The organism is Actinomadura soli (assembly GCF_005889715.1).
Classification (GTDB): Bacteria; Actinomycetota; Actinomycetes; order Streptosporangiales; family Streptosporangiaceae; genus Spirillospora; species Spirillospora soli.
In genome coordinates, this window is record NZ_VCKW01000440.1 from 1 (window position 1) to 4,235 (window position 4,235).

The 4,235-nt window shown below is 72.8% G+C and carries 5 protein-coding genes; all 5 read left to right on the plus strand.

The window, feature by feature from the left end; translation table 11 throughout:
* A partial coding sequence (locus tag ETD83_RS40065) for an RNA polymerase subunit sigma-70 (protein WP_329603065.1) occupies positions 1–1,034 on the plus strand: 1,034 nt, incomplete at its 5' end.
* Between the two features lie 67 nt (positions 1,035–1,101).
* Positions 1,102–1,713: a maleylpyruvate isomerase family mycothiol-dependent enzyme gene (locus ETD83_RS40070; protein ID WP_138650475.1), complete on the plus strand. Its 612-nt coding sequence runs from the start codon at positions 1,102–1,104 to the stop codon at positions 1,711–1,713.
* 177 nt (positions 1,714–1,890) lie between these two features.
* Positions 1,891–2,358 (plus strand): MarR family transcriptional regulator, encoded by a 468-nt coding sequence (locus ETD83_RS40075; protein ID WP_138650476.1) that lies wholly within the window; start codon positions 1,891–1,893, stop codon positions 2,356–2,358.
* A 111-nt stretch (positions 2,359–2,469) separates the two neighbouring features.
* The gene (locus tag ETD83_RS40080) at positions 2,470–3,210 is read left to right on the plus strand and encodes an SDR family NAD(P)-dependent oxidoreductase (RefSeq protein WP_138650477.1); all 741 of its coding nucleotides are present in this window, start codon (positions 2,470–2,472) and stop codon (positions 3,208–3,210) included.
* 44 nt (positions 3,211–3,254) lie between these two features.
* A complete protein-coding gene (locus tag ETD83_RS40085) occupies positions 3,255–4,214 on the plus strand; it encodes an RNA polymerase subunit sigma-70 (RefSeq protein WP_230421507.1) in 960 nt (319 codons plus the stop codon).
* Positions 4,215–4,235 lie beyond the last annotated feature (21 nt).

Genomic DNA, 4,235 nt, shown 5'->3' on the forward strand with positions numbered 1-4,235 from the left:
CCTCAGGGTCGGTAGCTTGGATCCTGCAGCCGGATGATGGGGGGTGGCTCGTGCGGGCGGACGGGTTGACGACCGACGACCTGGAGGCTCTGCGCGTCCCGCTGACCGGCTACTGCTACCGGCTCCTCGGCTCTTCGGCCGACACGGACGACGCGGTCCAGGAGACCCTGATCCGGGCGTCGTCCCGGCGGGACCAGTACGACCCGGCCAGAGCGCGGTTGAGCACCTGGGTCCACCGGATCGCCACCAACGTCTGCATCGACATGCTCCGGGCGGCGAAGCGGCGGGCCCTGGTCATGGACGTGGAGTCGGCGACGGCCCACCCCTCGGACCTCGGTGCCCCGCTCCCTCCGGACGTGTGGGTGGAGCCGATGCCCGACTCGCGCCTGCTGGACGTCCAGAACCCCAGCGACGTGGTCCTGGAGCGGGAGTCGGTCCGTCTCGCGTTCATCGCGGCGCTCCAGCACCTCGCTCCTCGTCAGCGGGCCGTCCTGGTGTTGCGCGACGTCCTGGTGTTCACCGCGCAGGAGACCGCCGAGATCCTCGGCACGACGGTGCCCGCGGTGAACAGCGCCTTGCAGCGCGCACGGGCCACACTGGAGGCGAACCGGCCCGACCCCGCCGACGTGTACGACCCCGAAGACGCCCGGCAGCGTGATCTGCTCCGCCGGTTCGTGGCCGCCTTCGAGTCCCATGACATCGCCGGGCTGACCGCCGTGATGCGCGAGGACTCGGTGGCCTCCATGCCGCCGTTCGTCTGGCGGCTGGAGGGCGCGCAGAAGATCGCGGCCGCCGCCGGGGCCAGCGACTCCTGCGCGGGGGCGCGGCTGGTCCTTTGCCGCATCAACGGCGCCCCGGGGTTCGGGCAGTACCGTCCCGGCGACGACGGGGTCCTGCGTCCGTTCGCGCTCGTGGCGATCGACCTGCGGGACGGACTGATCGGCCGGCAGGTGACGTTCCTCGGCACCCGGCACCGGTTCGCCGAGTTCGGCCTCCCCGAGTCCCTCCGGGGCGCGGAGCACGTCACCGTGTGAGCGATGAGTTCCCGCGGGCCGCGTCGTACAAGTCGGTGAACACCCGACGACGCGGAAGGACAGCCCGATGGGAACATCCTCAGCCCACCTGACCAGCGAGACCCGTGCGGAGCGGGAGCGGCTCGCCGGCCTCTTCGGCGACCTCGCGCCGGAGCAGTGGGGCGCGCCGTCCCTGTGCGACGGCTGGCGGGTCCGCGAGGTGGTCGCCCACATGACGATGCCGTTCCGGACCAGGCCGATCCGGATAGTGGCAGGTCTGGCCCGGGCCCGGTTCTCGTTCAACCGCTACGCCGACCGGGACGCGCGGTCGACGACGGAGGCGATGAGCGACGCCGAGCTTCTCGACCTTCTCCGCCGCAACATCGAGCACCCCTGGCAGCCGCCCGGCGGCGGGCAGGCAGGCGCCCTCAGCCACGACGTCATCCACGGCCTGGACGTCACCGAACCACTCGGCCTGCCCCCGGCACCGCCCGAGCGCCTCGCGCTGGTTCTGGGATCGGCCGCCGACAGGCAGCTGAAGTTCTTCGGCGTCGACCTCGGCGGGAGGAGGCTGGTCGCCACCGACGCGGACGTCTCCGTCGGCGAGGGACCCACCGTCCTGACGATGCCCGCCAAGGAGGTCCTCCTCGTGATCACCGGACGCCGACCGCTCACCGAGGCCCGGAAGACGACCCGGTGACCCTCCTCCCCGGCTCGGCCAGGCCGGGGGCGCCGGAGGGCGCGCGCAGCCGGCGTGGAGGTGCCGCACGCCGAGCGTGAAGTGGTCCAGGTCGTAGACGGCCATGATTACCCTTCGGCATAATAGGCCCTGATACCAAAATAGATTTGAAACCAACACTAAATGTCGGAGGGTCCCATGTCAACCGACGGCCCGACCGTCGACGAGGGCGTGCGCGAGATGCTCCGGTTGATGCCGCGGCTGGTGGCGCGGGCCAAGCGGATGCCGGTCCCGGAGCGGCTGCGCGCCTTCGCCCTCACGCCCCGGCACCTCTCCCTGCTGGCGCTGCTGCTCTACGACGAGTCCGCCACGGTCAAGCGGCTCGCGGAGCAGCTCCAGCTCGCGCCGACGACGGTCAGCCTGATGGTGGGCGACCTGAGCCGTCAGGACATCCTGCGGCGGCGCGAAGACGAGCACGACCGCCGCCGGACGATCGTGAGCATCGCCGACGCCCACCGTCCCGCGATCGAGGACTGGCTGGGCGCCGGGGCCGCCGCATGGCGCACCGCGTTCGAGCCGCTGTCCCCGGCCGAGCGGAAGCTGGTGATCAACGCCCTGCTCACCTACGAGCGCGAGACGATGGCACTGACCCGGCAGCCCGACTGACGGTGCGTCGTGTGACCCACCTCACGTGACGGACTTCGGGCAGGACGACGGATTTCGCTCTGCCGACTGGTCTTGATGCGGAACGGAACCGACACCACTCCGGAGCGTCCGATGTCCCATCAATTCCAGACCGCCGTCGTCACCGGTGCCAGCCGCGGCTTCGGCCGCGCGATCGCCGCCGCGCTCGTCGCCGCGGGCACCGAGGTCGTCGGCGTCGCCCGCGGCGCGCGGGACCTGCGCGCCGTCCGCGACGACCTCGGCGGGGCCTTCACCCCCGTGAACGCCGACGCCACCGGCGAGGAGCTCGCGCGGGACGTGATCCACGAACACCGTCCCGGCCTGCTCGTCCTCAACGCGGGGGCCACGCCGCACATGGCGCCCGTCCACGAGCAGAGCTGGGAGACCTTCAGCCGCAACTGGCAGGCCGACACCCGGCACGTCTTCGCCTGGACGCGGGCGGCGCTGCGGGAGCCGCTGGCCCCGGGCAGCGTGGTCGTCGGGATGTCCAGCGGAGCGGCCCTCGGCGGATCTCCGCTCAGCGGGGGGTATGCCGGCGCGAAGGCCGCGGTCCGGTACCTGCGGGGGTACGCCGCCGGCGAGTCGGAGCGGGCCGGGCTGGACATCCGGTTCGTCACGCTGCTTCCGCAGCTGACCCCGGCCACCGGCCTCGGCTCGGTCGCGGTCGCCGGATACGCCTCGCGCCAGGGCGTCGATCGGGAGACCTTCATCGAGGGAATGTCCTCGATCCTCACTCCGGAGCAGGTCGCCAAGGCCGTCCTCGACCTCGCCGGTGACCCCGGCAGCGGCCCGGAGTACGTGATCGGCGGCGACGGACCGCGGCCGGTCGAATGAAGCCGCCGTCTACAGTGGACGTCACCGCTTCCCCGGGAGTAGCCGTGGCGCCGTCGGACGCCGAGTTCGCCGCCGTGACCGAGCCGTTCCGGGCCGAGCTGCTGGCGCACTGCTACCGGATCCTCGGCTCGATCCACGACGCCGAGGACCTGGTGCAGGAGACCTATCTGCGGGCGTGGCGCGGATTCGGCCGGTTCGAGGGCCGGTCCTCGGCACGGCGGTGGCTCTACAAGATCGCCACCATGGCGTGCCTGACCGCGCTGGAGACGCGCTCCCGGCGTCCGCTCCCGTCCGGGTTGGGGGCGCCTTCGGACGATCATCGCGTGGCCGTGGCCCCGCGCGAGCCCGCGGTGGCCTGGCTCCAGCCGGCGCCGGACGCGCTGCTCGGCGCCGGCGACCCGGCGGCGATCGTGAGCGGCCGCGCCGGGGTCCGGCTCGCCTTCATCGCCGCGCTCCAGTTCCTGCCCGCCCGGCAGCGGGCCGTGCTGACGTTGCGGGACGTCCTGGCGTTCCGGACGGCCGAGGTCGCCGCGATACTGGACACGACGACCGCGGCCGTCGACAGCGCGCTCCGCCGCGCCCGGGCCCGCCTCGCCGAGATCGGCCCGGTCGCCGACGACCTGGCCGAACCGGACGAGAAGACCCGGCGAACCCTCCTCGACGGCTACGTCGACGCGTTCACCCGGGCCGACCCCGACGGCCTCGTGAACCTGCTGCGCGCCGACGTCGAGCTCGAGATGCCGCCGATCCCCACCTGGTTCACCGGCCGGAACGCCGTCGTCGGGTTCCTGGCCGCCCGGGTCCTGCGCAGGGACCGGTGGCGCTTGGTGCCCACCGCCGCCAACGGCCAGCCCGCCGCCGTCGCCTACGGGCGCGTCGGCGACGGCCGCTACGAGGCGCACGGCGTCGAGGTCCTGACGCTGATGGGCGATCGGATCTCGCGTATCACGGCGTTCCACGACCCGAGCCTGGTTCGGACGTTCGGCCTCGCGCTGACGTTCTGAGGCGGCCCCTCCCCCGGAAAG

Excerpts from the sequence above, each read along its gene's own strand:
- ETD83_RS40070 (WP_138650475.1), top strand. The coding sequence starts at position 1,102 with ATGGGAACATCCTCAGCCCACCTGACCAGCGAGACCCGTGCGGAGCGG.
- ETD83_RS40075 (WP_138650476.1), top strand. The coding sequence starts at position 1,891 with ATGTCAACCGACGGCCCGACCGTCGACGAGGGCGTGCGCGAGATGCTC.
- ETD83_RS40080 (WP_138650477.1), top strand. The coding sequence starts at position 2,470 with ATGTCCCATCAATTCCAGACCGCCGTCGTCACCGGTGCCAGCCGCGGC.